Here is a 26,664-nt window from a genome sequence, read left to right as displayed (position 1 = left end):
CATGACCGTCACCGCCGCCGCCGGGACGGCTGCCGACGCCTGGCCGGCCCCGGAGTTCACCGAACGGCTGCGCGCCGTCACCGCCGACCGCTACCACGACCGGCACCCCTTCAACCAGCGCATGCACCGGGGCGAGTTGACCCCGGCCGAACTGCGCCGCTGGATCACCAACCGCTTCCACTACCAGCGGCACATCCCCGTCAAGGACGCCCTGGTCCTCGCCAAACTCGACCGGCCCGAGCTGCGCCGTCCGTGGCTGCGCCGCATCCGCGACCACGACGGCACCGCCGACGGCGAGGGCGGCATCGAGCGCTGGCTGCGCCTCGGCGAGGCGGCCGGCCTCCCCCGCGAACAGCTCTGGGACGGCTCCCGGGTGCTGCCCGGGGTGCGCTTCGCGGTCGAGGGGTACGTCACCTTCTGCCGTCTGCGCCCCGCACTGGACGCGGTCGCCGCCTCCCTCACCGAACTGTCCGCACCCGGTCTGATGCGCACCCGCATCACCGCCTTCGAACACCACTATCCGTGGATCGACCCGGTCGGCCTCGCCTACTTCCGTTCCCGCGTCGACCAGGGCGCCCGGGACGGCGCCGAGGCCCTCGAACTGGTCCTGGCCTGGGCCCGCACCCGCGAGGCGCAGCAGCGCGCCGTCGCCGCCCTCACCTACAAGTGCGAGGTGCTGTGGGCACTGCTCGACGCCGTGGACCGGGGGGACGACCGGGGCTGGGGCGAGGCCCGGGACGGCGGCGGGCCATGACCTGGCGGCCCGCCCTCGCCCGCACGGTCGTGCTGCGCCACGACCGGGTCCGCGGCACCGATCTGCTGTTGCTGCCCGAGCGCGTCGTCGTGCTGCACGGCCGGGCGGGCGGCGTGCTCCGGCTGTGCGACGGCCGTCGGGCCGTGGCCGAGATCGTCGCCGAACTGTCCGAGGCGTTCCCGGGTGCCCCGGTCGCGGCCGAGGTCCCGGAGTTCCTCACGGCGTTACGGAAGGAGGGGTGGCTGCGATGACCACCACGGGACCGGCCCCGCCGGCCGCCGTCGAACCGCCCTGGGCACTGCTCGCCGAGCTCACCCACGCCTGTCCGCTGCGCTGCGGATATTGTTCGAACCCGGTCCGACTGATCGGTCGGTCAGTGGAACTGACATCCGGACAGTGGGCGGAGGTGTTCCGGCAGGCCGGTGAGCTGGGCGTCGTCCAGACCCACCTGTCCGGCGGCGAACCGCTGCTCAGACGCGATCTGCCCGAACTGGTCGCCGCCGCCGACACCGCCGGCCTGCACACCCAGCTCGTCACCAGCGGGGTGGGGCTGAGCGAGCGGCGGCTGGCCGGACTGGCCGGGGCCGGGCTGCGCGGGGTGCAGCTGTCCGTGCAGCACGCGGAGCCGACGGCCGCCGAACGCATCGCCGGCGCCCGCTCGTTCGCGGCCAAGGAACGCGCGGCCCGGCTGATCCGGGCGGCGGGCCTGCCCTTCGGGCTGAACGTCGTCCTGCACCGGGGCAACCTGGACGCCGTCGAGGATCTGATCGCGCTCGGCGTGGCCTGGGGCGCGGACCGGATCGAGCTGGCCAACACCCAGTACCACGGCTGGGCGGCCCGCAACCGCGCCGCCCTGCTGCCGCTGCCCGGGCAGGTCGAGCGAGCCCGCGAGACGGTGCTCCGCCAGCGCGAACGCCTGGGCAGGGAAACGGAGTTGGTCTGGGTCACCGCCGACCTCCTCACCGGCACGGCCAAACCCTGCATGGGCGGCTGGGGCCGGATCTCGCTCACCGTGACCCCCGACGGCACCGTCCTGCCCTGCCCGGCCGCGGCCGCCCTGCCCGGCCTCGACCCGCCCAACGTCAAGGACCGCCGGCTCGCCTGGATCTGGCGGGAGTCCAAGGCCTTCAACGCCTACCGCGGCGAGTCCTGGATGCGCGAGCCCTGCCGCGGCTGCGCCCTGCGCACCACGGACTTCGGCGGCTGCCGCTGCCAGGCGTACGCGCTCACCGGCGACGCCCGCAACACCGACCCGGCCTGCCGCCACGCCCCCGACCACCGTCTCGTACCCCTGCGGCGGACCTCGGCCGCCGCCGTCCCCAGAGAAGCTCCCGCAGAAGGAGGACCATGAAGCGCCTGCGAGCCGCCCTCGCGGCCGTCGCACTCACCACCGCCACCTTGGCCGCGCTCCCCGCGGCCCTGCCGCCGCCCGCCACCGCCTTGGCTGCGGCCGTCACCCCGGCCAGGCCGGCCGCCGCCACCGACTGGTCCACCGCGGTCGTCGACTCCACCATGGCCCGCTACACCCCGAGCACCATAGGCGGCTGGTCCTACCCGGTCGGCCTCTACCTCTACGGCCAGTACCTCACCTACCGGCGCACCCACGACGCCCGCTACCTCACCTACATCAGGAACTACGTCGACCGGTTCGTGAAGAGCGACGGCTCGATCGACCAGTCCTTCAACAGCCTGGACAGCATGCAGGCCGGCCGGCTCCTGGTGATCCTGCACCACGAGACGGGCCAGGACCGCTACCGCAAGGCGGCACAGAAGATCCGCGACCGCCTGAACACCTACCCGCGCACCGGCGACGGCGGCTTCTGGCATGCCGACACCAGCAGCCGCGCCCATCAACTCTGGGCGGACGGCGTCTACATGGTGAACCCGTTCCTCGTCGAGTACGGCAGGGAGTTCGGCGACAGCGCGTACACCGACGACGAGGCGGCCAGGCAGCTCGCCGTCTACGGCGGCCACCTCCAGGTCGCGAGCGGCCTGCTCAAACACGCCTACGACGAGTCGAAGACCGCGAGTTGGGCGGACCCGGCGACCGGGCTCGCGCCCGAGCACTGGTGCCGGGCCGTCGGCTGGTACGCGATGGCGATCGTCAACGTGCTGGACGCGATCCCGGCGAACCAGTCCCGCCGCCCGCAACTGCTGACCATCTTCGGCAAGTTGGCGGCCGCCCTGGAGAGGTACCAGGACCCGGCGACCGGACGCTGGTTCCAGGTGATCGACAAGGGCGGGCGTGCCGACAACTGGACCGAGACCTCCTGCTCCAGCATGTTCACCTACGCCCTCTCGCGCGGCGCCCAGCAGCACTACCTCGACCCGCACTACGCGGACGTCGCCCGCCGCGGCTACCAGGGTGTGCTCGCCGAGCTGTCGGTCGGCGCCGACGGCCGCACGAACCTCGCCGGCATCTCCGTCGGCACCAACGTCGGCGACTACGCGTACTACGTCGACCGCACCCGGGCCACCAACGACTTCCACGGCCTCGGGGCCTTCCTGATCATGAACGAGCAACTGCGAGGTGATTCAGTGTCATGAGCACAACATCCAGAAGGGCGGTGCTGGGAGCCGCGCTCGCCGGAGCGGCGGGAGCGGCCGTCGGTCTGCCGGCCACCCCCGCGCACGCGGCGTCCTGGCAACTCAAGTGGCAGCCGTCGGCGAGCGGCGACGGCCTCGGCGCCTTCGAGACCGTCGAGGACGACCGCGCCGACTCCCACCCGGCCGGGCAGCCGCACATTTACGCCACGGGGAACAACTGGCGCTTCAACATGCACACGGTCGACCGCGACACCTCGACCGACCGCCAGCGCCAGGAGGTCACCGGCCTGCGCACGGGTGCCGGCAGCTACCTCAAGTGGAACGAGGGCCAGACCTGGCGGGTGACGTACTCGATGTACATCCCGAGCTCGCTGAAGGCGACCACCACCTTCACCCACATCATGCAGATGAAGCAGCCCGGCACCGGTACCTCGCCGATCGTCGTGCAGTCCCTGCGGCGGGTGAACGGCAGACAGACCATCGAGCTGAGGCTCGCCATCGACGACATCCTGGTCGGCCGCACCGACCTCGACCCGCTGCACGACACCTGGACCGACGTCGACTTCCAGATCAAGGTCGGTAACGGCTCGGCGGGTTCGGTCCGCTGGATCCTCAAGTCCGGCGGCGCCACCGTGATCGACGCCTCGAAGTCCGGCGTGGACACCTTCCTGGCCGACCGGGTCCGCCCGAAGTGGGGCATCTACCGCTCCCTGGGCGACACCTCGGGCTCCCTGCAGGACACCTACCTCCTGCTCACCAACCTCCGTGGCTACCAACAGGTGTGAGGAACCGTCACCATGAAGCCCCCCACGGCTGTACGGCGCAGTGCCGCCTCGATTCCACGGCACAGTGCCGCCGCGATCGTCCTCTTCGTCCTCGCCGTCGTCCTCGGCCTCTCCCACCCCGCGGCCCTCGCCGCCCCGGAGCCCACCGCACCACGCGCCGGCGCCGTCTACGACGTCCATGACTACGGCGCCAAGGGCGATGGCTCCACCAACGACACCCCGGCCATCGACAAGGCCGTCACGGCCGCGAACGCGGCGGGCGGCGGCACCGTCCGCTTCACCGCCGGCACCTACAAGTCGAAGAACACCATCCACATGAAGAGCCATGTGACGCTCCAGCTCGACAAGGGCGCCACCCTCCAGGGCTCCAGCGCGGACACCTACGACAAGGCCGAGTCCAACCCGTACGACGCCTACCAGGACTACGGCCACAGCCACTTCCACGACGCGATGATCTACGGCGACCGGCTCACCGACATCGGCTTCATGGGCCAGGGCGTGATCGACGGCGCGGGCAACCTGATCACCGGCAACCCGAAGACCGGCGAGGCCGACAAGATCATCTCGCTGACCCGCTGCGACGGCCTCCGTATCGGCGACGGACTCACCCTCCGCCGCGGCGGCCACTTCGCGGTCCTGATCAACGGCTGCAACGACGTGACCTCCGACCACCTCACCATCGACACCGCGAGCGACCGCGACGGCTGGAACGTCATCTCCACGACGAACGCCACGATCACCGACGCCACCATCCACGCCAACGACGACGCCCTGGTCTTCAAGAGCGACTACGCGCTCGGCGCCAAGCTGCCCAACGGACATGTCCGGGTGAGCGGTTCGACCCTGGGCGCCAAGTGCTGCAACGCCCTGATGTTCGGCTCCGAGACCTGCGGCGACTTCTCGGACTACCGGTTCGAGAACATCCGCATCGACGGCGCTGACAAGTCCGGCCTCGGCATGGTCTCCATGGACGGCGCGAAGATCTCCGACGTCCACTACCGCGACATCACGATGACGAACGTGCACTCGCCGATCATGGAGAAGATCGGCACCCGCAAGCGCTGCGGTAACAGTCCCGGTGTCGGCTCGATCAGCGACGTCACGTACGAGAACATCACGGCCACGGGCAACAGCCCCTCCTTCAGCCCGACCCTGTGGGGCGAGAACGGCCACCGCATCAGCGGGATCACCTTCGACAACGTCGACATCACCGTCCCCGGCGGCAACGGCACCATGTCCACCGGCGTGCCGAGCAACGACCCGAACGACTACAACCCCAAGGCCATCGGCACCCGGCCGGCCTACGGCTGGTACCTGCACAACGCCGACCATGTGCAGTTCACCGACAGCAGCGTGAAGTTCGCCGCGAACGACGGCCGTCCGGCCCTCATCGCCAACGCTGCAAGGGACATCCGCCTCACCCGCTTCACCGCTCAGAAGGGCGGCGACTCCCCGTACGACATCGGCCTCCAGGACGTCACCGGGGCCTGCCTGACCGACAGCCACAACACCTCCGGCGGCACGCTCCGGGTCTCCGGCGGTCAGGACTGCGGTACGGCGGCGCGGCCGCTCGACCTGGAGAACCCCCGCCAGGACTTCCTCCGTGCCTCCGTCGGCGGCCTCTTCCTGCACTGGGGCCTGCGCACCGCGCCCGCCCACACCAGCTGCACCGCCTGGGAGAACGACGTCACCAGCGGCGGCTGGACCCCGGACTACTGGGTGAACGAGGCCCAGAAGCTGCACACCCAGTACCTGGTCCTCGCCACCTTCCACAGCCGCCTCGGCTACGCTCGCCCCTGGCCGTCGAAGATCCCCGGCTCCTGCTCCACCAAACGGGACTTCCTCGGCGAACTCATCACCGCGGCCAAGGCCAAGGGCATGAAGGTCATCCTCTACATGACCAACGACCCCCAGTGGCACGACGAGGGCGGCCACGAGTGGCTCGACTCCGCCGCCTACTCCGCCTACAAGGGCAAGAACATCGACCTGACCACCAACGACGGCTTCGGGCAGTTCAGTTACGACAACTTCTTCGAGGTCATGGACCGCTACCCCGACCTCGGCGGCTTCTGGATCGACAACGACAACGCGTACTGGGAGAGCCGCGACCTCTACCAGCAGATCTACCAGAAGCGCCCGGACTACACGCTCAGCAACAACAACGAGGACACGCCGATCATGGACATGATCAGCAACGAGCAGAAGACGGGGATGACCCCGGCCTACGACTACCCGCAGGCCGTCTACACCGCCCAGCCCCGCCTGACCGAGGCCGACTTCAAACTGCCCTCGACCGGTGCCTGGTGGTACGACGGCTCCGACCCGGCCGTCGACCGGAAGCTCACCCTCGGCCGCCTCGTCACCAACGCGGGTTCCTCGGTGAAGGCCCTGATGGCCGAGACCGCCCAGGTCAACGGCAGGTTCCCGGCCAACCAGGCCGCCTTCAACACCTTCGCGAACTCCTACCTCGACCCGATCTGGGAGTCCCTGCACGACACCGAGGGCGGCGGCTACCTGTACGGCGGCCTCAAACCCGGCTTCTGGAACGACGGCGCCCACGGCGTGACCACGGTCGCCAAGGACGACCCGGACCGCCAGTACGTGCACGTCCTGACCCCGCCGACGACCAGCACCCTGCGGATCCGTGACAACGGCTACCGCATCGCCTCGGTGACGAATCTCCGCACCGGCAAGGCGGTTTCGTGGTCGCAGTCCGGCGGTGTTCTGACCCTGACCGGACTCGGCGACTGGGACCCGTACGACACCGTCTTCAAGGTCACCACCGCCGGCCGCCAGGGCATTCTCACCGGCGTCAAGGTGACCGCGAGCGCGTCGGCGAGCGGCCACGCCGGTTCGGCCGCCGGTGACGGCGACTACCTCACCTACTGGGACAACAACAAGACGCTCCCCGTGAACCTCACCTTCGACCTCGGCTCGGCGAAGAAGGTGCAGTACCTCGGGCTCAACCAGCGCGAGGACTCGGTCGCCTACGCCCGCTCGGACACCGAGCAGTCGGCGCGCATCAAGGACTACAAGGTGTACGTCAGCAGCGACGGCACCACCTGGGGGAGCGCGGTCAAGTCCGGGCAGCTGCCCAGCCGCCGCGGCATCCAGGGCATCGACCTCACGGCCGTAACGGCCCGTTACGTCCGCCTGGAGGTGGACTCCACCTGGGCCGCCGCCACCGACACCACCCGCTACCAGCGACTGCGGATCGACGAGGCCTGGATCGGCACGGCCTACGCGACACCCGTGACCGGAGGACGCCCGTGACCAGGACCAGAACCCTCACCGTGGCGGCCGCCGCACTGCTGGCCGCGGCAGCGGTGCCGCTCCTGAGCCCCGATCACCCGGCCCCCGCCTCCGACAACGGCCAGGCGACACGGCCCGCGATGGGCTGGAGCAGCTGGAGCTATGTGCGCCGGTGGCCCACCCAGGCCAAGATCGAGGCCCAGGCCGACGCGCTCGCCGCGAGCGGCCTGAAGGACCACGGCTTCGTCCAGGTCAACCTCGACGACTTCTGGCAGAAGTGCGACGCGAACGGCTTCACCGTCGACTCCTACGGCCGCTGGGCCGTCGACCCCGCCAAGTTCCCCGACGGCATCAAGGCCCTCGCCGACTACGTGCACGCCAAGGGCCTGAAGTTCGGCTTCTACGTCACGCCCGGCATCGCCAAGAACGCCGTCACCCGCAACACCCCGATCGAGGGCACCTCGTACCACGCGCAGGACATCGCGGACACCTCGAAGACCGAGAAGAACTACAACTGCAAGAACATGTACTACATCGACTACTCCAAGCCGGGCGCCCAGGAGTTCGTGAACTCCTGGGCCAAGCAGTTCGCCTCCTGGGGAGTCGACTACCTGAAGATCGACGGGGTGGGCAGCCAGGACATCCCCGACGTCCAGGCCTGGTCCAAGGCGCTGCGCGTCTCCGGCCGCCCCATCACCTTCGCGCTCTCCAACAACCTCGCGATCGCCGACGCCCCGACCTGGCGGTCCCTGGCCAACAGCTGGCGCACCCAGGGCGACGTCGAGTGCTACTGCGGGCCCGGCGACAACGGCAGCGGCTATCCGCTCACCGACTGGTCGCACGTCTCCGCCCGCTTCAACACGGCCGCGAACTGGCAGCAGTACGCGGGACCCGGCGGCTGGAACGACCTGGACTCGCTGGAGATCGGCAACGGCGACCAGGTGGGCCTCACCGCCGACCAGCGGCGCTCCCACTTCACCCTCTGGTCGATGGCCGCCGCACCCCTGCTCCTCGGCACCGACCTCACCCACCTCGACACCGTCGACAAGGCCATGCTCACCAACGACCGGCTGATCGGCGTCGACCAGGACGGGGTGGCCGCGAAGCGGATCGTGAACAGCGGGGTCAAGCAGGTCTGGAGCAAGAAGGAGAGCGACGGCCAGTACGTCGTGGCCCTCTTCAACACCGGCACCTCCGGTAACTCCACGGTGAGCGTGGACTGGTCCCAGGTCGGCTTCACCGGCTCCGGGGACGTCACCGACCTGTGGTCCGGCTCCCACAAGGGCACCGTCGCCACCACCTACAGCGCCACCCTGCGCCCGGGCGAGACCCGGCTGATCCGCGTCCGGCCGCTCGGCTGAGGAGGACCGTCATGACCCCCAGAACCCTGCTCGCCCGCGCCCTGCCGCTGGCCCTGGCCGTCCCCCTCGTCGCCCTGCTGCCGGGAAGCGCACGGGCGGCCACCGACTACCAGGCCGAGGACGCGACGATCTCCCAGGGCACCGCCGCCACCAACCACACGGGCTACACCGGCACCGGCTTCGTCGACTACACCAACATCAAGGGCTCGTACGTGGAGTTCACGGTGAGCGCCGCCACCGCAGGCACCTCCTCGTTGGCCCTGCGCTTCGCCAACGGCACCGACACCGACCGGCCGCTGGACATCTCCGTCAACGGCACGGTCGTCGCCTCCGGCGTCTCCTTCCCGGCCACCGCCGACTGGAACACCTGGGTGACGAAGACCGTGAACGTCCCGCTGACCGCGGGCAGCAACAAGATCCGCGCCACCGCCACCACCGCGAACGGCGGCCCCAACCTGGACAAGGTCAGCCTCGCCGCGGCCGCCGACACCCAGGCCCCCACCCGCCCCGGCCAGCCGTCCTGCTCCGGCATCGGCGAGGACGCGCTCACCCTCGCCTGGGGCGCGGCCACGGACGACGTGGGCGTGACGGCGTACGACCTCTACGAGCACGGCAACAAGATCGGTGAGGCGGCCGGGAGCTCGACCTCGAAGACCCTCACCGGCCTCACCCCGAACACCACCTACGACCTCACCGTCATCGCCCGCGACGCGGCCGGGAACACCTCGCCGGCCAGTCCCGTCGTCGACTGCACGACGAAGCCGAGCAGCGACAGCACACCGCCCACCGCCCCCGGCACCCTGTCCGCGACCGGCATCACCGCGAACACCGCCGACCTCGGCTGGGGCGCCTCCACCGACGACCGGGCGGTGACCGCGTACGACATCCGCAGCGGGACCACCGTCTACAAGACGGTCACCGGCGCCACGACCACCACCCTCACCGGCCTCGCCTGCGACAGCCCCTACACCCTGGACGTCGTCGCCCGGGACGCGGCCGGGAACGTCTCCCCGCCGAGCAACGCCGTCACCTTCACCACCAAGGCCTGCGCCACCGACGGCGGCACGCCCTCCTCCGTCGCCACGCTCTCCAGCGGCTGGACCATCCCCTGGGGCACCTACTGGATGCCCGACGGCAAGACCGCGCTGGTCACCGAGCGGGACGACTTCCGGGTCTGGAAGGTCACCAAGGACGGCACCCGGACCCAGGTCGGGACCGTCCCGAACGCCGTCACCACCAACGGGGAGGGCGGCCTGCTCGGCGTCGCCGTCGACCCCAAGTGGGAGACCAACCACTACGTCTACTTCATGCACACCGCCGACGAGGGCAACCGGGTCGTGCGCATGACCTACGACGGCAGCACGCTCGGCGACTACAAGATCCTGCTCCAGGGCATCAAGAAGAACCGCTACCACAACGGCGGCCGACTCCTCTTCGGCCCCGACGGCTACCTCTACGTCTCGACCGGGGAGGCCCAGACCCCCGACCTCGCCCAGGACAAGAACTCCCTCAACGGCAAGATCCTGCGCATGACGACCGACGGCAAGCCGGCCCCCGGCAACCCGTTCGGCAACTACGTCTACAGCCTCGGCCACCGCAACCCGCAGGGCCTCGCCTTCGACCGCAACGGGCGCCTGTGGGAAGCCGAGTTCGGCAACAGCTCCAAGGACGAGCTGAATCTGATCAAGCCGGGCGCCAACTACGGCTGGCCGACCTGCGAGGGCACCTGCTCGGTCGCCGGGATGACCAACCCCAAGGCCACCTGGAACGTCTCCGAGGCGTCCCCGAGCGGCATCGCCATCGTCCGCAACGTCGTCTACATGGCCTCGCTGCGCGGCGAACGGCTGTGGCGCATCCCGATCAACGGAGACGCGGAGAGCGTCGGCACGCCGACCGCGTACTACGTGGGCACCTACGGTCGGCTGCGGACCGTGACCAAGGTGCCGGGCGCCGACCAGCTGTGGCTGTCCACCACCAACTGCGACAACAACGGCAACGAGCCGGACGGATCCGACAAGATCTTCCGGGTCAGCATCAGTTGACGGGCATCAGTTGACGGGCATCGGCTGACAGCCGTCGGTTGACGGACCGTCAGGCCCGGTACAGGGCGTCGACCTCGTTGGCGTAGGCGTTCTCGATGGCCTTGCGCTTCAGCTTCAACGACGGGGTCAGCAAGCCGTGTTCCTCGGTGAACGGCTGGGCGAGGATACGGAACGTACGGATCGACTCGGCCTGCGAGACCAGGGTGTTGGCGGCCACCACCGCGCGCCGCACCTCGGTCTCCAGGTCGGCGTCCCGCACCAGCTGAGCCGCGGACATCTGGGGCTTGCCGCGCATCTGCAGCCAGTGCTCGACAGCCTCGGTGTCGAGGGTGACCAGGGCGGCGATGTAGGGGCGGTCGTTGCCGACGACGATGCACTGGTTGACCAGCGGATGGTCCCGGACCCGCTCCTCCAGGACGCCGGGGGAGACGCTCTTGCCGCCGGAGGTCACCAGGATCTCCTTCTTGCGGCCGGTGATGGTCAGATAGCCGTCCTCGTCCAGGGAGCCCAGGTCGCCGGTGGCCAGCCAGCCGTCGTGCAGGGTGGCGTCGGTGGCCTTCTGGTTGTTCAGGTAGCCCTGGAAGACGTTGCCGCCGTTCAGCCAGATCTCCCCGTCGTCCGCGATGTGCACGGTGGTGCCGGGGATGGCCTGGCCGACCGTGCCGTAGCGGGTCTTCTCGGGCGGGTTGGCGGTCGCCGCGGCCGTCGACTCGGTCAGGCCGTAGCCCTCGTAGATCTGCACGCCCGCGCCGGCGAAGAACAGGCCGAGCCGGCGGTCCATGGCCGAGCCGCCGGACATGGCGTTGCGGATCCTGCCGCCCATGGCCGTGCGCACCTTGGCGTAGACGAGCTTGTCGAAGAGCTGGTGCTGCATGCGCAGCGAAGCCGACGGCCCGGGCCCGGTGCCCCACGCCTTCGCCTCGACGGCGTCCGCGTACTTCACCGCGATCTCGACGGCCTTCTCGAACGGCCCGCCCTTGCCGTCCTTCTCGGCCTTCCGCCGCGCCGCGTTGAACACCTTCTCGAAGATGTACGGCACGGCCAGGATGAACGTCGGCCGGAACGCGGCCAGGTCGGGCAGCAGCGCGGCCGCGTGCAGCTGCGGCTGGTGGCCGAAGCGGACCCCGTGCCGGATCGCCGCCACCTCCACCATCCGGCCGAAGACGTGCGCGAGCGGCAGGAAGAGCAGGGTGGAGACCTCCTCGCCCTTCTTCGCGCGGAACACCGACTCCCAGCGGGCCACGACCGTGTCCGCCTCGTACATGAAGTTGCCGTGCGACAGGACGCAGCCCTTGGGGCGGCCCGTGGTGCCCGAGGTGTAGATGATCGTGGCGGTCGAGTCGGGGGTGACCGCCTGCCGGTGCCGGTGCACCACTTCGTCCTCGAGGTGCGCGCCCGCGTCGTACAGCTCCTGCACCGCGCCCTCGTCCAGCTGCCACAGCTGGCGCAGCTGCGGCAGCCGGTCGATGACGGTGGCGATCGTCATCGCGTGGTCCTCGTGCTCCACGACCGCCGCCGTGCACTCGGCGTCGTACAGCATCCAGAAGCACTGCTCCGCCGACGAGGTCGGGTAGACCGGCACCACCTGGGCGCCGATCGTCCACAGTGCGAAGTCGAACAGCGTCCACTCGTAGCGGGTGCGGGACATGATCGCGACCCGGTCGCCGAACCGGACGCCCCGCGCGAGGAGCCCCTTGGCGAGGGCCAGGACCTCGTCGCGGAACTCGGCGGAGGTCACGTCGCGCCACTGGCCGAGCTCGTCCTTGCGGCCCAGCGCGACGTGCAGCGGGTCCGCCTGGGCATGCTCGAACACGCTGTCGGCCAGGCCGCCGACCGGCGGTGCCGACACCAACGGCGGGTTGGTGAACTCGCGCAAACCCCGCTCCCCGCTCCTCGCTCCACAGTGACGACAGTGACGCTCCGCACAGCGCCGTGAAAGCTACCCCACCGGAAGACCGTGCGGGAGGGGGCGCGAAAACGAGCATTGCTCTCGTATGACCGCGCCCACGTACGGAAAATACGCCCACATGGGGAAGGGGCGGACAGAATTCCTACGGTTCGGTAAGTTCCGGCTCCGTAATCTCCACGGAATCTGTACGACCCGATTACGGCCCCCGGCCGGTTACCCGCCGGTCAGGGCGGCGTGCCGCAGCACCCTCTGAGGACAGCGCCGACGTGGCCGATTCCGTCACTCCGTCCGAGTACGGTTCAGGGATGCTGGAGCTGGAATCCGACACGCTGGACCCGCTGGACGTGCAACTGCTCAGCGCGCTGGAGGTCGACGGCCGCGCCTCCTTCAGCCGGATCGCGGCCGTGCTCGGCGTCTCCGACCAGACGATCGCCCGCCGCTACCGGCGGCTGTGCGCCGAGGCCGGGCTGCGGGTCGTCGCGGTCCGCGACGCCGAGCGGCTCGGCCAGGACCAGTGGATGCTCCGGCTGCGCTGCGCGCCCGACGGCGCCACCGTCATCGCCGACGCGCTCGCCAAACGCCCCGACACCGCCTGGATCGGCCTGGCCTCCGGCGGCACGGAGATCGCCTGCATGACCCGGCCGCGCCACCCCGGCGACCACGACGACCTGTTCCTCGGCAAGCTGCCGCGCACCCCGAGCGTGGTGGAGATCCGCGCGCAGCAGCTCCTGCACCGGTTCTACGGGGGGCCGACCGGGTGGGTACGGAAGTTCAGGGCGCTGTCGGAGGAGCAGGCGGCGGCGCTGCGACCGGCGCCGCCGGAGGCCGACGGGCCGGCGCGGCTGGAACCGGAGGACGCGCCGCTGCTCGCCGCGCTGGAGCGGGACGGGCGGGCGACGTATCCGGAGTTGCAGCGGGCAACAGGACGGTCCGAGTCGTCGGTGAAGCGGCGGCTGGCCGCGCTGATCGGCTCCGGGGCGGTGTACATCGATGTCGAGTACCGGTCCGAGGTGCTCGGATTCTCGAAGTCCGCGGTGTTGTGGATCACCACGACGCCGGCCGCGATGCACTCCGTGGGGCAGGCGCTGGCGGCCCATGACGAGGTGGCGTTTGCTGTGGCTACCGCCGGGCCGTCGCATGTCGTGGTGACGGCGGTGCTGCGGGACACGGCTCACCTGTACGCGTACCTGAGCGGGCCGGTGGGGCGGTTGGAGGGGGTGCAGCATGTGGAGGCCATGCCGTTTTTGCGGAGGGTGAAGCAGTTGACGTATGTGGGGTCGCATTGACGGTGCGGGCCGGTGGGGGTTGATCGCGCCCACGCGGCGGCAGCCGCACATCGAATACAGCCCCGCGCCCCTTCGGGGGCGCCTGCAGTCAGGGGCGTCTCAAGTGCGCCCCGCTTGTCAGGATCGCCGCCGCCAGTGCGTCCGCCGCCGACTGGGCCGGTGACCGCCTCGGGCCGTGCACCAGGACGAAGTCGACCTTGTCCAGTTCCGGCAGTCCTGCCCGGTCCGGGACGCGGAACAGGCCCGGGGGGATCAGGCCCTTCGAGTGGGCCATCACGCCCAGGCCCGCCCTGGCCGCCGCGATCAGGCCGTTGAGGCTGCCGCTCGTGCAGGCGATGCGCCAGTCGCGGCCCGCGCGCTCCAGTGCTTCCAGGGCCAGGGCGCGGGTGATGCCCGGCGGGGGATAGACGATCAGCGGGACCGGGCGGGCGGGGTCCACGCGGAGCCGTTCCGCGCCGATCCACACCAGGTCGTCGTGCCAGACCAGCTCGCCCAGCGGATCCTCGGCGCGCCGCTTGGCCAGCACCAGGTCCAGCTTTCCGGCGGCCAGCTGCTCGTGCAGGGTGCCCGAGAGCTCCACCGTCAGTTCGAGGTCGACCTCGGGGTGGTCGTGGCGGAAACTCTCCAGGATCTCGGGCAGCCGGGTGAGGACGAAGTCCTCCGACGCGCCGAAGCGGAGCCGGCCGCGCAGCCGGGTGCCGGTGAAGAACGCCGCCGCCTGCTCGTGCACCTCCAGGATCCGGCGGGCGAACCCGAGCATCGCCTCGCCGTCCTCGGTCAGCTCCACGGAGTGGGTGTCCCGGGAGAACAGCTGGCGGCCGGCCGCGTCCTCGAGGCGGCGCACGTGCTGGCTGACCGTCGACTGGCGCAGCCCGAGGCGGCGGGCGGCCTGGGTGAAGCTGAGCGTCTGGGCCACCGCCAGGAAGGTGCGCAGCTGCGAAGGGTCATACACTCGAACATGTTATCGCGGAACGCGATGGCAGTGAGAGTGGTATACCGGATTCCCGATCAAGTGTCGGAGGAGGACGATGGAGAGGGGCCTTCCGGCTCCGGCGAGAACCCGGCCGTACGAGCCGGCACGACACCCTGACCGACCCGCAAGTGGAGCACCGTGAAACGCCTGAGCCGGCCCAGTCGGATGCCGATCGACCCGTACGTCCTCCTGCTGCTCGGGACGGTGTGCCTCGCCGCGCTCTTCCCGGCCCGGAACACGGCGGCCGACGTGGCCTCCGGTGCCTCCACGGCCGCGATCGCCTTCCTGTTCTTCCTCTACGGCGCCCGCCTGTCCACCCGCGAGGCCGTCGACGGGCTGCGGCACTGGCGGCTCCATGTCACCGTCCTGGTCTGCACCTTCGTGATCTTCCCGGTGCTCGGTGTGGCGGCTCGCGGGCTGGTGCCGGTCCTGCTCACCCATCCGCTCTACCAGGGCTTCCTCTTCCTGACCCTGGTGCCCTCCACCATCCAGTCGTCGATCGCCTTCACCTCCATCGCCCGCGGCAACGTGCCCGCCGCGATCTGTGCCGGTTCCTTCTCCTCGCTGGTCGGCATCGTCCTCACCCCGTTGCTCGCCGCCGCGCTCCTCGGCAACAGCGGGGGCGGGTTCTCCGCCGACTCGATCGTGAAGATCGTGCTCCAGCTGCTGGTGCCGTTCGTGGCCGGGCAGCTGCTGCGGCCGTGGATCGGCGGCTTCGTCGCCCGGCACAAGAAGATCCTCGGCCTGGTCGACCGCGGTTCCATCCTGCTCGTCGTCTACACCGCGTTCAGCGAGGGCATGGTCCGGGGCATCTGGCACCAGGTCAGCGTGGTCCGGCTGGCCGGGCTCCTGGCCGTCGAGGCCGTGCTGCTCGCCGTGATGCTCCTGCTGACCTGGTACGGCGCCAAGGCGCTAGGCTTCGGCCGCGGAGACCGCATCGCCATCCAGTTCGCCGGGTCGAAGAAGTCCCTCGCCTCCGGCCTGCCCATGGCCAGCGTCCTGTTCGGCGCCCACGCCTCACTGGCCGTGCTGCCGCTGATGCTCTTCCACCAGATGCAGCTGATGGTGTGCGCGGTCATCGCCAAGCGCCGCGCCCACGACCCCGAGGCCCAGGAGCCCGCCGAGGAACCCCCGGCCGCCCCCAAGGCGGAGTCACGGCCCGCGGTCGGCACCGGGACACTCCGCCGCTGAACCGTGCCGCCGGGCGCCGCACCAGACCGGTTCACGGGCCTGTTGATCCGGATTTCCGGTACGGACGGCTCATGACGGCTAACGTTCCGTCATGACCGCACCCCTGGAGCTCGATCCGGCGCGCACCGCCCTCGTCCTCGTCGACCTGATGGACCGCATCGTCGCGCTGCCCCTGGAGCCCCGCAAGGGCACCGAAGTCCTGCACACCGCCGAGGAGCTGGCCCACTCCTTCCGCGCCGCCGGCGCGCCCGTGGTGCTGGTTCGCGTCGAGCGGCCCTCCCTGGCGGAGCAGCCGCCGGGCAGCGGACTCGTGGCCGGACTCCGGAAGGAAGGGGACGTGGAGATCGTCAAGCGGACGATCGGCGGCTTCCAGGGCACGGAACTCGACGCCCGGTTGCGCGGGCTCGGCGTCACCCGGCTGGTGTTCGGCGGCATCGCCACCAACCTCGGCGTCGAGTCCACCGCCCGTGCCGCCGCGGACCTCGGCTACGACCTGGTCTTCGTCGAGGACGCCATGGCCGCCCTCACCGGCCCCGAGCACGAGGCGTCCGTACGGCTCGACTTCCCGCGCCTCGGCACGGTCGTGACCGCCGCAGACGTCCGCCTCGGCCCCTCCTGACCGCCCGATCGTTCAGACCAGCGTCCCGCCACCGTCCACGACCACCACCGACCCGCTGCTGTACCCGCCACGCATCAGGTACAGGTACGCCTCCGCCACATCCGCCGGCTCGCCGACCCGCCCCACCGGCAGCGACTCGGCGGACGCCCGGAACAGCCCCTCCCGGTCCGCCTCCGGCAGCTCCCGCCACAGCTCGGTCCGCACGATCCCCGGCGAGACCACGTTGACCCGCACCGGCGCCAGCTCCACGGCCAGCGCCCGGGTCAGCGACTCCATCGCCCCGCACAGCGCCGACACGACGCTCGAACCGGGCAGCGGCCGGCGCCCGGCCGTCCCCGTGGTCAGCACCACCGACCCGCCCGGCCGGATCGACCCGGCGCCGTACTTCACCACCGCGTACGCACCCCACAGCCGGGTGTCCAGGAAGGTCCGGGCCGTCGCGATGTCCGTCCCGGCCAGGGACTCCAGCAGGAGCGAGTCACCGGCCGTGTACACCAGGTGGTCGTAGGCCCCGATCCGTGTGAAGAAGGCGCGCACCGCGTCCTCGTCCGTGGCGTCGAGGACCTGCCCCTCGGCGCCCTCCGGCAGCACCTTCAGTGCCGCGTCGACACTCTCCTGCCGCCGGGAGGCGACGACCACCCGCGCGCCCTCCCGGGCCGCGCCCTCGGCGACCGCGAGCCCGATACCCGACGTGCCCCCGATGACGACGACGCGCTGTCCCAGCAGACCCATGGCAGATCCCTCTCCAAGCCGGTGTTCCGTCCCGTTCGGACATCTCCACCCTGCGGTCGCGGGGCGTCGGCCGTCCAAGACCTCTTTCGGCCGCGGCGATACCCTGAGGACATCGCCACCCGGGAAGGAGCCGCGGTCATGGACCTGGACCTGCGCAAGGTCCGCTACTTCACGGCGGTCGCCGAACTCCTCCACTTCGGCCGGGCGGCGGAGCGGCTGCACATCGCCCAGCCCGTGCTGAGCCGCCAGGTCCGCGCGCTGGAGAAGGACCTGGGCGCCGAGCTGTTCGTACGGGACAGCCACGGCGTGACCCTGACCGACGCCGGGCACCAACTCCTAGAAGACGCACGCCAGTTGCTGGCCGCCGCCGACGGAACCCGGCGCCGGGTCGTGCAGGCCGCCCGCGGCCGGCGGCGCCTCGTCGTCGGTTTCCGGGCCGGCGTGGTGGTCACCGAGGCACTGCGCGCCTTCACCGCGGGCCACCCGGACATCGAGGTGCGCGCCCGCCGGGTCGAGTGGGACGACCAGGAGCAGCTGATCCTCGACGGCACCGTAGACGTCGCCTACGTACGGCTCCCGATCCGCGAGGAGGGGCTCGAACTGCGGCCCCTGTACAGCGAGCCCCGCGTGGCGATGCTCCCGGACCGGCACCGGCTGGCCGGGAAGCAGGAGATCTCGCTCGCCGACCTCGACGGCGAGCAGTGGCTGCGCTACAACGACCCCCGGCCCGACGACCTGCCGCTGCGCACCATCGAGGAGAAGTTCGAGTGCGTTGCCGCAGGCAAGGCCATCACGATGGTGCCGCGCTCGGCCGCCGAGCAGTACTCCCGCCCGGACATCGTCTACGTCCCGGTCGTCGACGCCGAACCCGACCGGGTGCTGCTGGCCTGGGCGGCCGGCCGTCGCTCCCCGCTGGTCGCCGCGTTCGCCGAGGCCGCGGCGGACATCGGGGCGCCCGGCTCGGACTGAGGCGGGGCGCCTGGCTCCGACTGGGGCGGGCGCTGCGGCGGCGGGGGACGCCCGACTGAGGCGGGGCCCCTGCGGCGCAGGGGGCGCTCCCCGCCGTTCGGGGCCCCGCCGCCGTGACGCGGGGAACCGGTCAGCCCTGGGCGGCCGCGGCCCGCAGAGCGATGCGGTCCTCGCCCGCGTACACGTTCATGTTGCTGCCCCGCAGGAAACCGACCAGGGTCAGCCCGGTCTCCGCCGCCAGGTCCACCGCCAGCGACGACGGCGCGGAGACCGCCGCGAGCACCGGGATGCCCGCCATCACCGCCTTCTGCGCCAGCTCGAAGGAGGCCCGCCCGGAGACCAGCAGGATCGCCCGGGACAGCGGCAGGTCGCCGTTCTGCAGGGCCCGGCCGACCAGCTTGTCCACCGCGTTGTGCCGGCCCACGTCCTCGCGGATGTCCAGCAGCTCGCCGTCCTCCGTGAACAGGGCCGCCGCGTGCAGCCCCCCGGTCCGGTCGAAGACCCGCTGCGCCGCGCGGAGCCGGTCGGGGAGGCTCGCGAGCAGCTCGGGTCCGACCCGGACCGGGGGAGTGTCGGCTATCGGCCAGCGGGCCGTCGTACGCACCGCGTCGAGGCTCGCCTTGCCGCACAGCCCGCAGGACGAGGACGTGTAGACGTTCCGCTCCAGGGTGAAGTCGGGGAGCTGCACGCCCGGCGTGGTCCGCACGTCGACCACGTTGTAGGTGTTGGAGCCGTCGACCGTGGCGCCCGCGCAGTACACGATGTTCTGCAGGTCGTCGGCGGCCGCCAGCACGCCCTCGCTCACCAGGAACCCGGCCGCCAGCGCGAAGTCGTCCCCGGGCGTGCGCATGGTGATGGCGAGGGGTTTCCCGTTGAGCCTGATCTCCAGTGGTTCCTCGGCGACGAGCGTGTCCGGCCGGGCGGAGACCGCTCCGTCGCGGATGCGGATGACCTTGCGTCGTTCCGTGACTCGTCCCATGGTCTGATCAGCCCCGGTTCTGTACGTGCTGGTAGCCGAAACGGCCCTTGATGCAGAGATTGCCGTGGGTCACCGGGTTGTCGTGCGGCGAGGTGACCTTGACTATCTCATTGTCCTGCACGTGGAGCGTGAGGTTGCAGCCCACACCGCAGTACGCGCACACGGTGGTCGTCTCCGACTGCCGCGACTCGTCCCAGGTGCCCGCCGCCCGCATGTCGAACTCCGACTTGAACGACAGCGCCCCGGTCGGGCACACCTCCACGCAGTTCCCGCAGTACACGCACGCCGAGTCGGTCAGCGGGGCGTCGTGCTCGACGGCGATCCGGGCGTCGAAGCCGCGCCCGGCGACCGAGATCGCGAAGCTGTTCTGCCACTGGTCGCCGCAGGCGTCCACGCACTTGTAGCAGAGGATGCACTTGTCGTAGTCGCGCACGTACAGATCGTTGTCGACCCTGGGCTCCTCGTCCAGCCGGGCCGCGGCGGGGCCGAACCGGTCCGGCTTCGCCGCGTACTCCTTGATCCACTCGGCTGCACGGGGGGTCGTGGACAGGTCCACCGAGGAGGCCAGCAGCTCCAGCACGATCCGGCGGCTGTGCCGGACGCGTTCACCGCCGGTCCGCACCACCATCCCCGGCTCGGCCTTCCGGGAGCAAGCGGGTACCAGGGTCCGTGCCCCCTCCACCTCCACCACGCACACCCGGCAGGCGTTCTTCGGGCGCAGGGTGTCGCCCTCGCACAGGGTCGGCACGTCCTTCCCGGCCGCCCGGCAGGCGTCCAGGACGGTCGAGCCCTCCGGGACCCGCACCTCCTGGCCGTCGAGCGTGAACTCCAGCAGCCGGCGCGGGATCCCCAGCGGTGTGACGGTCATTCGTACGCCCCCAGACGGTCGATGGCGGATTCCACGGCGTTCCAGGCGGTCTGGCCGAGACCGCAGATCGAGGCGTCCCGCATCGCCCGGCCGACCTCGCGCAGCAGCGCGACGTCCCCGGCCGCGTCGGCGCCGGTGCGCGCGACGATCCGGTGCAGCGCCTCCTCCTGCCGGACCGTCCCGACCCGGCAGGGCACGCACTGCCCGCAGGACTCGTCACGGAAGAACTGGGCTATCCGGAGCAGGAGTCGGGGGAGGGGCACGGTGTCGTCGAAGGCCATCACCACACCCGAGCCGAGCGTGGTGCCCGCCTCCCGGGTGCCCTCGAAGGTGAGCGGGATGCCGAGTTCGTCCGGCCGTACGAAGCCGCCGGCCGCGCCGCCGAGCAGGACCGCCCGCAAGTTCTCGCGCACTCCGGCCAGTTGGAGGAGTTCGCCGAGCGTGGCGCCGAAGGGGAGTTCGTAGATGCCCGGGCGGGCCACGCTCCCCGACACGCAGAACAGCTTCGGGCCGGTGGACTTCGCCGTTCCGACCGCCGCGTACGCCGGGGCGCCCATGGTCAGGATCGGCAGGACGTTGACCAGTGTCTCCACGTTGTTCTCGACCGTCGGCTTCCCGAACAGCCCCTTCTCCACCGGGAACGGCGGCTTCGAGCGCGGTTCGCCCCGGTACCCCTCGATGGAGTTGAACAGGGCGGTCTCCTCACCGCAGATGTACGCCCCGGCGCCGCGCCGGATCTCGATGTCGAAGGCGAAGCCCTGGCCGAGGACGTCGTCGCCGAGCAGGCCACGGGAGCGGGCCTGGTCGATCGCGTGCCGGAGACGGCGGGTCGCCCGCGGGTACTCGCCGCGGAGGTAGACGAGGCCCCGGTGCGCCCCGATCGCGTACGCCGCGATCGTCATCGCCTCCACGAGGGAGTACGGATCGCCCTCCATGAGCACGCGGTCCTTGAAGGTGCCCGGCTCCGACTCGTCGGCGTTGCAGACCAGGTAGTGCGGATGGTCGGGCTGGGACGCCGTGGCCTGCCACTTGCGGCCGGTGGGGAAGGCGGCGCCCCCGCGCCCGACCAGGCCCGCGTCGGTGACCTCGCGGATGACCCCGGCGGGGCCGAGCCCGAAGGCGTGCCGGAGCGCCGTGTAGCCGCCGTTCGCCCGGTAGTCGTCGAGCGAGGACGGGTCGACCACACCGACGCGCTTGAGGAGGACGAGGCAGTCCTGCCCGGCCTGGGGTACGGCCAGGGCGGCCGGAGGCTCTTCGGGCGCCGAGTCGGGTGCGGTGGCCGCGAGGACGGCCGTTTCGACCGTCGCCGGTGCCGCCACCGCCGTACGCACCGGATCCCCGGCCCGGATCGCGAGGGCGGCCGGGGCCCGCTCGCACAGGCCCAGACAGGGGCTGCGCTCGACGTGCACCCCGGGACCGGCACTCTCCTCCGCACCGGCGCACAGCGCCGATGCGTCGGCCGCCGTGCACGCCAGGTCCGTGCAGACGTGCAGGACGGTCGCCGGGCGCGGCTTGACGGAGAACATCGCGTAGAAGGTGGCGACCCCGTAGGCCTCCGCCGGGGGGACCGTCAGGCGGCGGCACAGGTAGCCGAGGGCGCCCTCGCTGATCCAGCCGATCCGGTCGTTGATCGCGTGCAGCCCCGGCAGCAGCAGGTCGCGGCGGTCCCGGGCCTCCCGGCCGCCGCGCGCCCACCTCAGGTCCGCGTCGGAGCGGTCGGCGCCCTCCCAGGAGGACTCCGGAGGGCCCAACAGGGCGTCGACGGCGTCCCGTTCGTCGTCCGTCGGCTTGCTGTCGCCGAAGTGCAGGTCCACTTGCGTCACCTCACGATGGTCGCGACCGGGAGCTTCTCGATACGGATCGCCGACGCCTTGAACTCCGCCGTCCCCGCGATCGGGCAGTTGGCCTCGATCGTCAGCTGGTTGGTGTCCACCTCGTCGGGAAAGTGCATGGTCATGAAGGCGAGACCGGGGCGCAGGGCGGTGTCGATCCAGACGGGGGCCACGACCGAGCCCCGCCGTGAGGAGACCCGGACCTCCTCGCCGACGACCACCCCGTACCGCTCGGCGTCCTCCGGGCACAGCTCGATGTACTCGCCGCGCCGCAGCGGGGAGGCGTAACCGCCGCTCTGGACACCGGTGTTGTACGAGTCGAGCCGCCGCCCGGTGGTGAGCCGGACGGGGTAGTCCTCGTCGGTGAGGTCGACCGGCGGATCGTGCCGGACCAGCCCGAAGGGCGCCGGAGTCCCGCGCTTCGCCGGGTCCGCCTCCCACAACCTGCCGTGCAGGTACGTCGGTTCGAGGCGCTCGGTGCTCGGGCACGGCCACTGGATGCCCTGGTGCTCGACCAGGCGGTCGTACGTCATCCCGTAGTGGTCCGGGGAGACCGAGCGCAGCTCGTTCCAGACGGCCTCCGCGTCCGCGTACTTCCAGTCGTGGCCGAGCCGGGCCGCCAGCGCGCAGAGGATGTCGATGTCCTCCCGGGCCTCGCCCGGCGGGGTGACCGCACGGCGCACCCGCTGCACCCGGCGCTCGCTGTTGGTGGTGGTGCCCTCGGTCTCCGCCCAGCCGGCGGTCGCGGGCAGCACCACGTCCGCCAGCTCCGCCGTCCTCGTGAGGAAGATGTCCTGGACGACGAGGAAGTCGAGGGCGCTCAGCCGCCGTATCGCCTGCTCGCTGTCGGCCTCCGACTGGGTCGGGTTCTCGCCGATGCAGTAGACCGCCCTGAGCGTGCCCTCCTCCATCGCCTCGAACATCTCGGTGAGGTTCAGCCCGTGGTGCGGCCGGATGACGGTGTCCCAGGCCGACTCGAACTTCAGCCGGGCGTCCGGGTCGAGGATGTCCTGGAAGCCGGGCAGGCGGTTCGGGATCGCGCCCATGTCGCCGCCGCCCTGCACGTTGTTCTGGCCGCGCAGCGGCTGCAACCCGGCGCCCCAGCGGCCCACCTGACCGGTGAGCAGGGAGAGGTTGATCAGGGCGCGGACGTTGTCGGTGCCGTTGTGGTGCTCGGTGATCCCGAGGGTCCAGCACAACTGGGCGCGCTCGGCGCGGGCGTAGGCGTGCGCCAACTCCCGTATCGCACGGGCCGGTACACCGGTCACCTTCTCGGCGAGGGACAGCGTCCAGGGCTCCACGAGCGCCTTGTACTCCTCGAAGCCGGTGGTCGCCCGCCGGATGAACGCCTCGTTGGCCAGCCCCGCGTGGATGATCTCCCGGCCGATCGCGTGCGCCATCGGGATGTCCGTGCCGACGTTCAGGCCGAGCCAGCTCTCCGCCCACTCGGCGGTGGAGGTGCGGCGCGGGTCTACGGCGTACATCCGGGCGCCGTTCCTTATCCCCTTCAGCACGTGCTGGAAGAAGATCGGATGGGCGAAGCGGGCGTTGGAGCCCCACATCACGATGACGTCGGTGTGCTCGATCTCCTCGTACGAGGAGGTGCCGCCGCCGGAGCCGAAGGCGGCGCTCAGACCGGCCACGCTCGGGGCGTGACAGGTCCGGTTGCAGGAGTCGACGTTGTTGGTGCCCATCACCACCCGGGCGAACTTCTGGGCCACGTAGTTCATCTCGTTGGTGGCGCGGGCGCAGGAGAACATCCCGAACGCGTCCCGGTTGCGCTCCAGGCCGCGGGCCGCCCGCTCCAGGGCCTCCTCCCAGCTCGCCTGCCGGAAGGGCTCGTTGCGGGAGTCCCGGACCAGCGGGTGGGTGAGCCGGGTGTAGGTCTTCGGTTCACGCTTCCTCATGCGGCACTCCTCAGCGCGAGCAGGTCCGAGATGGCGTGCACGGTGCGCAGGGTGGGCACCTGCACGCCGGTGATCTCCGCCAGCTCGACGACGGCCGCGAGCAGTACGTCGAGTTCCAGCGGCTTGCCGCGTTCCAGGTCCTGGAGCGTGGAGGTGCGGTGGTCGCCGACCTTCTCGGCGCCCGCCAGCCGGCGTTCGATGGAGATCCCGACCTCGCAGCCGAGCGCCTCGGCGACGTCGAGCGTCTCGCGCATCATGATCTCGATGACCCGCCGGGTGCCGCCGTGCAGGCACATCTGCCGCATGGTGGCGCGGGCCAGCGCGCTGATCGGGTTGAAGGAGATGTTGCCGAGCAGCTTGAGCCAGATGTCGTTGCGCAGGTCGGGCTCCACCGGGCACTTCAGCCCGCCGGTCTGCATGGCCTCGCTGAACCGCAGGCAGCGCTTGGACACGCTGCGGTCGGGCTCGCCGATCGAGAACCGGGTGCCCTCCAAGTGCCGCACCACACCGGGGGCTTCGAGCTCGGTGGCCGCGTAGACCACGCAGCCGAGGGCGCGTTCGGGGGCGAGTACGGCGCTGACCGCACCGCCCGGGTCGACGCTCTCGACGCGGTGGCCGTCGTAGGGGCCGCCGTGCCGGTGGAAGTACCACCAGGGGATGCCGTTCTGAGCGGCGACCACCGCCGTCCGCTCGTGCAGCAGCGGCTCGATCAGCGGCCCGCACGCCGCGTACGAGTTGGCCTTCAGGCCCAGGAAGACGTAGTCGACCGGGCCGACCTCGGCCGGGTCGTCGGTGGCGTGGGCGTGCGCGGTGAAGTCGCCGCGCGGGCTCAGCACCCGTACTCCGTACTGCCTCATGGCCGCCAGATGGGGTCCACGGGCGATGAGGTGCACATCGGCGCCCGCGCGGTGGAGCGCGGCACCGACGTAGGCGCCGATCGCACCGGCGCCGAGGACTGCGACTTTCACGGAACACTCCGTTCGGTTTGAGGGATACCGCGGAGACGTCGGCCGAATCATGTCGACGAAATATTGTCTACAGTATGGAGTGGGGGCGGACAAGAGTGGCGGCAAGAGTTCGGACGGCGACCGTTCGGCGCATTCTGGATACCGCTCAACGCACACGGTCGAGTCGTCGGGTTCTCAACCACCCTGGCGCGGCCCTACCGTTCGGGACTCATGAGCAGCCCCCCTGTAGCACCGCCGGGCTGGAGCCGCTGGCTCGTCCCGCCCGCCGCCCTCTCCGTCCATCTCTCCATCGGCCAGGCCTACGCCTGGAGCGTGTTCAAGCCGCCGCTCGAAGCCGCGCTGAACCTGAGCGGCACCCAGAGCGCACTGCCCTTCCAGCTCGCGATCGTGATGCTCGGTCTGTCGGCCGCGTTCGGCGGCACCCTCGTCGAGCGCAACGGACCGCGCTGGGCCATGACCGTCGCCCTGGTCTGCTTCTCCACCGGCTTCCTGATCTCCGCGCTCGGCGCCGAGACCAAGCAGTTCTGGCTGATCGTCCTCGGCTACGGCTTCGTCGGCGGCATCGGCCTCGGCATCGGCTACATCTCGCCGGTCTCCACGCTGATCAAATGGTTCCCGGACCGGCCCGGCATGGCCACCGGCATCGCCATCATGGGCTTCGGCGGCGGCGCGCTGATCGCCTCGCCCTGGTCCGCGCAGATGCTTTCGTCCTTCGGCAGTGACAACGATGGCATCGCGCTCGCCTTCCTGGTGCACGGGCTGTCGTACGCCGTCTTCATGACCCTCGGCGTGCTGCTGATCCGCGTCCCGCGCACGGAGAAACCTGTCGCGGACGCGCCGAGCGCCTTCGAGGGCGTGCAGGTCTCCGCGAACAGCGCCATCCGCACCCCGCAGTTCTGGTGCCTGTGGGTGGTGCTCTGCATGAACGTGACCGCCGGCATCGGCATCCTGGAGAAGGCCGCCCCGATGATCACGGACTTCTTCGCCGACAGCTCCACCCCGGTCTCGGTCTCCGCGGCGGCCGGGTTCGTCGCCCTGCTGTCCGCCGCCAACATGGCGGGCCGGATCGGCTGGTCGTCCACCTCCGACCTGATCGGGCGCAAGAACATCTACCGCGTCTACCTCGGCGTGGGCGCCCTGATGTACCTGCTCATAGCCCTCTTCGGCGACTCCTCCAAGCCGCTGTTCATCCTCTGCGCCCTGGTGATCCTCTCCTTCTACGGCGGCGGCTTCGCGACCGTCCCCGCCTACCTCAAGGACCTCTTCGGCACCTACCAGGTCGGCGCCATCCACGGCCGGCTGCTCACCGCCTGGTCCCTCGCCGGAGTGCTCGGGCCGCTGATCGTCAACTGGATCGCCGACCACCAGAAGGACGCGGGCAAGCACGGCTCCGACCTGTACACCCTCTCCTTCGGCATCATGATCGGCCTGCTCGTCGTCGGTTTCGTCGCCAACGAGCTGGTCCGCCCCGTCAACACCCGCCACCACATCCCCGCCCCGAGGGAGGCCGTCGATGTCGAACGAGAGCAGCCGGCCTGAGCCGGACCGCCGCTGGCTGATCGCCGTCGCCTGGGTCTGGGTCGGCGCGCCGTTCGCCTACGGGGTGTACGAACTCGTGCAGAAGGCGACACAACTGTTCAACGGGTGAGCCGGGGGAACGTCCGGGCGTCCGGGGGGTCTGCAAGAAGCC

The 26,664-nt window shown here is 70.8% G+C and carries 22 protein-coding genes; 14 read left to right on the top strand and 8 right to left on the bottom strand.

Features of this window, described 5'->3' with window-relative positions; genetic code table 11:
* Position 1 precedes the first annotated feature (1 nt).
* Genes pqqC through ABZ887_RS29175 form a run of 8 tightly spaced genes read left to right on the top strand, consistent with a single transcriptional unit; the run spans position 2 to position 10,741 of the window.
* A complete protein-coding gene (gene pqqC, locus ABZ887_RS29210; RefSeq protein ID WP_361295305.1) occupies positions 2 to 754 on the top strand; it encodes a pyrroloquinoline-quinone synthase PqqC in 753 nt (250 codons plus the stop codon).
* Complete coding sequence (pqqD, locus tag ABZ887_RS29205; RefSeq protein ID WP_361295302.1) at positions 751 to 1,005, top strand: pyrroloquinoline quinone biosynthesis peptide chaperone PqqD; 255 nt, start codon at positions 751 to 753, stop codon at positions 1,003 to 1,005. The genes pqqC and pqqD overlap by 4 nt, the downstream gene beginning before the upstream one ends.
* Positions 1,002 to 2,105, top strand: coding sequence for a pyrroloquinoline quinone biosynthesis protein PqqE (gene pqqE, locus ABZ887_RS29200; protein WP_361295299.1), 1,104 nt, complete (start codon positions 1,002 to 1,004; stop codon positions 2,103 to 2,105). Before pqqD ends, pqqE begins: the two co-directional genes overlap by 4 nt.
* A complete protein-coding gene (locus ABZ887_RS29195; RefSeq protein WP_361295296.1) occupies positions 2,102 to 3,301 on the top strand; it encodes a glycoside hydrolase family 88 protein in 1,200 nt (399 codons plus the stop codon). The genes pqqE and ABZ887_RS29195 overlap by 4 nt, the downstream gene beginning before the upstream one ends.
* Positions 3,298 to 4,086 carry a Tat pathway signal sequence domain protein gene (locus ABZ887_RS29190; protein ID WP_361295293.1) on the top strand — a complete coding sequence of 263 codons (789 nt, stop codon included), beginning with the start codon at positions 3,298 to 3,300 and terminating at the stop codon, positions 4,084 to 4,086. The genes ABZ887_RS29195 and ABZ887_RS29190 overlap by 4 nt, the downstream gene beginning before the upstream one ends.
* A 12-nt stretch (positions 4,087 to 4,098) precedes the next feature.
* Positions 4,099 to 7,359: a glycosyl hydrolase family 28 protein gene (locus ABZ887_RS29185; RefSeq protein ID WP_361295290.1), complete on the top strand. Its 3,261-nt coding sequence runs from the start codon at positions 4,099 to 4,101 to the stop codon at positions 7,357 to 7,359.
* Positions 7,356 to 8,699: a glycoside hydrolase family 27 protein gene (locus tag ABZ887_RS29180; protein WP_361295287.1), complete on the top strand. Its 1,344-nt coding sequence runs from the start codon at positions 7,356 to 7,358 to the stop codon at positions 8,697 to 8,699. The genes ABZ887_RS29185 and ABZ887_RS29180 overlap by 4 nt, the downstream gene beginning before the upstream one ends.
* Before the next feature lie 11 nt (positions 8,700 to 8,710).
* Entirely contained in the window at positions 8,711 to 10,741 is a 2,031-nt protein-coding gene (locus ABZ887_RS29175) for a PQQ-dependent sugar dehydrogenase (RefSeq protein ID WP_361295284.1), read from the top strand.
* A 49-nt stretch (positions 10,742 to 10,790) separates the two neighbouring features.
* On the opposite strand, the gene ABZ887_RS29170 is transcribed toward ABZ887_RS29175, so the two are convergent.
* Positions 10,791 to 12,617, bottom strand: a complete 1,827-nt coding sequence (locus tag ABZ887_RS29170) for a long-chain fatty acid--CoA ligase (protein WP_361295281.1) — start codon at positions 12,615 to 12,617, stop codon at positions 10,791 to 10,793.
* A 338-nt stretch (positions 12,618 to 12,955) separates the two neighbouring features.
* On the opposite strand from ABZ887_RS29170, the gene ABZ887_RS29165 reads away from it, so the two are divergent.
* Entirely contained in the window at positions 12,956 to 13,936 is a 981-nt protein-coding gene (locus ABZ887_RS29165; protein WP_361295278.1) for an AsnC family transcriptional regulator, read from the top strand.
* Between the two features lie 88 nt (positions 13,937 to 14,024).
* Here the strand turns inward: ABZ887_RS29165 and ABZ887_RS29160 are convergent, their stop codons facing one another.
* Complete coding sequence (locus ABZ887_RS29160) at positions 14,025 to 14,888, bottom strand: LysR substrate-binding domain-containing protein (protein ID WP_361295275.1); 864 nt, start codon at positions 14,886 to 14,888, stop codon at positions 14,025 to 14,027.
* A gap of 159 nt (positions 14,889 to 15,047) precedes the next feature.
* On the opposite strand from ABZ887_RS29160, the gene ABZ887_RS29155 reads away from it, so the two are divergent.
* Entirely contained in the window at positions 15,048 to 16,100 is a 1,053-nt protein-coding gene (locus ABZ887_RS29155) for a bile acid:sodium symporter family protein (protein ID WP_361295272.1), read from the top strand.
* Between the two features lie 91 nt (positions 16,101 to 16,191).
* On the top strand, positions 16,192 to 16,719 hold the full coding sequence (locus ABZ887_RS29150) for an isochorismatase family protein (RefSeq protein ID WP_361295269.1): 528 nt from the start codon (positions 16,192 to 16,194) through the stop codon (positions 16,717 to 16,719).
* Positions 16,720 to 16,731: 12 nt separating this feature from the next.
* Here ABZ887_RS29150 and ABZ887_RS29145 read toward each other — a convergent pair whose 3' ends face one another.
* Positions 16,732 to 17,451 (bottom strand): SDR family oxidoreductase, encoded by a 720-nt coding sequence (locus tag ABZ887_RS29145; protein WP_361295266.1) that lies wholly within the window; start codon positions 17,449 to 17,451, stop codon positions 16,732 to 16,734.
* Between the two features lie 138 nt (positions 17,452 to 17,589).
* Between ABZ887_RS29145 and ABZ887_RS29140 the strand changes: the two genes are divergently transcribed.
* Positions 17,590 to 18,420: a LysR substrate-binding domain-containing protein gene (locus ABZ887_RS29140; protein ID WP_361295263.1), complete on the top strand. Its 831-nt coding sequence runs from the start codon at positions 17,590 to 17,592 to the stop codon at positions 18,418 to 18,420.
* A 130-nt stretch (positions 18,421 to 18,550) separates the two neighbouring features.
* On the opposite strand, the gene fdhD is transcribed toward ABZ887_RS29140, so the two are convergent.
* Genes fdhD through ABZ887_RS29115 form a run of 5 tightly spaced genes read right to left on the bottom strand, consistent with a single transcriptional unit; the run spans position 18,551 to position 24,974 of the window.
* On the bottom strand, positions 18,551 to 19,399 hold the full coding sequence (gene fdhD, locus ABZ887_RS29135) for a formate dehydrogenase accessory sulfurtransferase FdhD (RefSeq protein ID WP_361295261.1): 849 nt from the start codon (positions 19,397 to 19,399) through the stop codon (positions 18,551 to 18,553).
* Positions 19,400 to 19,406: 7 nt separating this feature from the next.
* Positions 19,407 to 20,267, bottom strand: coding sequence for a 2Fe-2S iron-sulfur cluster-binding protein (locus tag ABZ887_RS29130; protein WP_361295258.1), 861 nt, complete (start codon positions 20,265 to 20,267; stop codon positions 19,407 to 19,409).
* Positions 20,264 to 22,081 (bottom strand): NADH-ubiquinone oxidoreductase-F iron-sulfur binding region domain-containing protein, encoded by a 1,818-nt coding sequence (locus ABZ887_RS29125; RefSeq protein WP_361295456.1) that lies wholly within the window; start codon positions 22,079 to 22,081, stop codon positions 20,264 to 20,266. Before ABZ887_RS29125 ends, ABZ887_RS29130 begins: the two co-directional genes overlap by 4 nt.
* Positions 22,082 to 22,086: 5 nt before the next feature.
* Positions 22,087 to 24,006 carry a molybdopterin-dependent oxidoreductase gene (locus tag ABZ887_RS29120; RefSeq protein ID WP_361295255.1) on the bottom strand — a complete coding sequence of 640 codons (1,920 nt, stop codon included), beginning with the start codon at positions 24,004 to 24,006 and terminating at the stop codon, positions 22,087 to 22,089.
* On the bottom strand, positions 24,003 to 24,974 hold the full coding sequence (locus ABZ887_RS29115) for a 2-dehydropantoate 2-reductase (protein WP_361295252.1): 972 nt from the start codon (positions 24,972 to 24,974) through the stop codon (positions 24,003 to 24,005). Before ABZ887_RS29115 ends, ABZ887_RS29120 begins: the two co-directional genes overlap by 4 nt.
* Before the next feature lie 210 nt (positions 24,975 to 25,184).
* Between ABZ887_RS29115 and ABZ887_RS29110 the strand changes: the two genes are divergently transcribed.
* On the top strand, positions 25,185 to 26,513 hold the full coding sequence (locus tag ABZ887_RS29110; protein WP_361295249.1) for an OFA family MFS transporter: 1,329 nt from the start codon (positions 25,185 to 25,187) through the stop codon (positions 26,511 to 26,513).
* On the top strand, positions 26,488 to 26,622 hold the full coding sequence (locus ABZ887_RS29105; RefSeq protein ID WP_256215692.1) for a hypothetical protein: 135 nt from the start codon (positions 26,488 to 26,490) through the stop codon (positions 26,620 to 26,622). Before ABZ887_RS29110 ends, ABZ887_RS29105 begins: the two co-directional genes overlap by 26 nt.
* Positions 26,623 to 26,664: the final 42 nt, after the last annotated feature.

It is taken from the genome of Streptomyces sp. NPDC047061, from assembly GCF_040643955.1.
Taxonomy (GTDB): Bacteria; Actinomycetota; Actinomycetes; order Streptomycetales; family Streptomycetaceae; genus Streptomyces.
The sequence above is the reverse complement of the archived record's forward strand: the minus strand, read 5'-3'. Positions and strand labels throughout refer to the sequence as shown.

Excerpts from the sequence above, each read along its gene's own strand:
- ABZ887_RS29120 (WP_361295255.1), bottom strand. The coding sequence starts at position 24,006 with ATGAGGAAGCGTGAACCGAAGACCTACACCCGGCTCACCCACCCGCTG.
- ABZ887_RS29175 (WP_361295284.1), top strand. The coding sequence starts at position 8,711 with ATGACCCCCAGAACCCTGCTCGCCCGCGCCCTGCCGCTGGCCCTGGCC.
- ABZ887_RS29140 (WP_361295263.1), top strand. The coding sequence starts at position 17,590 with ATGGACCTGGACCTGCGCAAGGTCCGCTACTTCACGGCGGTCGCCGAA.
- ABZ887_RS29105 (WP_256215692.1), top strand. The coding sequence starts at position 26,488 with ATGTCGAACGAGAGCAGCCGGCCTGAGCCGGACCGCCGCTGGCTGATC.
- ABZ887_RS29110 (WP_361295249.1), top strand. The coding sequence starts at position 25,185 with ATGAGCAGCCCCCCTGTAGCACCGCCGGGCTGGAGCCGCTGGCTCGTC.
- fdhD (WP_361295261.1), bottom strand. The coding sequence starts at position 19,399 with ATGGGACGAGTCACGGAACGACGCAAGGTCATCCGCATCCGCGACGGA.
- pqqE (WP_361295299.1), top strand. The coding sequence starts at position 1,002 with ATGACCACCACGGGACCGGCCCCGCCGGCCGCCGTCGAACCGCCCTGG.
- ABZ887_RS29190 (WP_361295293.1), top strand. The coding sequence starts at position 3,298 with ATGAGCACAACATCCAGAAGGGCGGTGCTGGGAGCCGCGCTCGCCGGA.
- ABZ887_RS29185 (WP_361295290.1), top strand. The coding sequence starts at position 4,099 with ATGAAGCCCCCCACGGCTGTACGGCGCAGTGCCGCCTCGATTCCACGG.
- pqqD (WP_361295302.1), top strand. The coding sequence starts at position 751 with ATGACCTGGCGGCCCGCCCTCGCCCGCACGGTCGTGCTGCGCCACGAC.
- ABZ887_RS29145 (WP_361295266.1), bottom strand. The coding sequence starts at position 17,451 with ATGGGTCTGCTGGGACAGCGCGTCGTCGTCATCGGGGGCACGTCGGGT.
- ABZ887_RS29130 (WP_361295258.1), bottom strand. The coding sequence starts at position 20,267 with ATGACCGTCACACCGCTGGGGATCCCGCGCCGGCTGCTGGAGTTCACG.
- ABZ887_RS29165 (WP_361295278.1), top strand. The coding sequence starts at position 12,956 with ATGCTGGAGCTGGAATCCGACACGCTGGACCCGCTGGACGTGCAACTG.
- pqqC (WP_361295305.1), top strand. The coding sequence starts at position 2 with ATGACCGTCACCGCCGCCGCCGGGACGGCTGCCGACGCCTGGCCGGCC.
- ABZ887_RS29150 (WP_361295269.1), top strand. The coding sequence starts at position 16,192 with ATGACCGCACCCCTGGAGCTCGATCCGGCGCGCACCGCCCTCGTCCTC.
- ABZ887_RS29195 (WP_361295296.1), top strand. The coding sequence starts at position 2,102 with ATGAAGCGCCTGCGAGCCGCCCTCGCGGCCGTCGCACTCACCACCGCC.